Below are 574 nucleotides of genomic sequence, written 5' to 3'. Positions count from 1 at the left end.
GGATGTTATGAATATCCCGGCCAAATGTTTTGCCGATGAGCGAGACTTTTTTGTTATCACTTTCAGCGGGGCGACAATAAAATCCACGCTGGTTTATCAGGGCCGCAGCGGCGTAGTACCGTGCTGCCCTAAACTGTTAAATGGGTCACGTTTCAATAAGCTGGGGACGCGGCGCTTTACGCCAACTGCGCAATCTGTGCCGCGTCCATCGCGATCATTTTCTCTTCGTTGGTGGGAATAACCGCGATAGTGGGGAAGCCTTCGGCGGAAATTACACCGCTGCGCCCGCCTACCATGTCGCTGTTTTTTTGCTTATCCAGCTTTAGCCCCAACACCGACAGTCGTTCGATGGTCAACTCGCGGATCAGCGCCGAGTTCTCGCCGATGCCGCCGGTAAACACCAGCGCATCCAAGCGTGAGAGCGAGGTGAGGTGGGCGCCCAGGTGGCGCGCCAGACGATGCACCATCACATCAATCGCTAATCCTGCGCGCTCGTTGCCGTTTTCCCGTGTTTCTTGCAAGGTGGGGCAATCGCTGGAGATGCCGGAAATGCCGTACAGGCCGGAGGCGTTAT

The 574-nt window shown here is 56.1% G+C and carries 1 pseudogene; it reads right to left on the bottom strand.

Annotated features, from left to right (window positions below):
* Nucleotides 1-176 precede the first annotated feature (176 nt).
* Nucleotides 177-574, bottom strand: a pseudogene (locus J5224_RS34305) (propionate/acetate kinase); the annotation flags it as partial.

Source organism: Candidatus Symbiopectobacterium sp. NZEC135 (assembly GCF_025962695.1).
The sequence above is the reverse complement of the archived record's forward strand: the minus strand, read 5'-3'. Positions and strand labels throughout refer to the sequence as shown.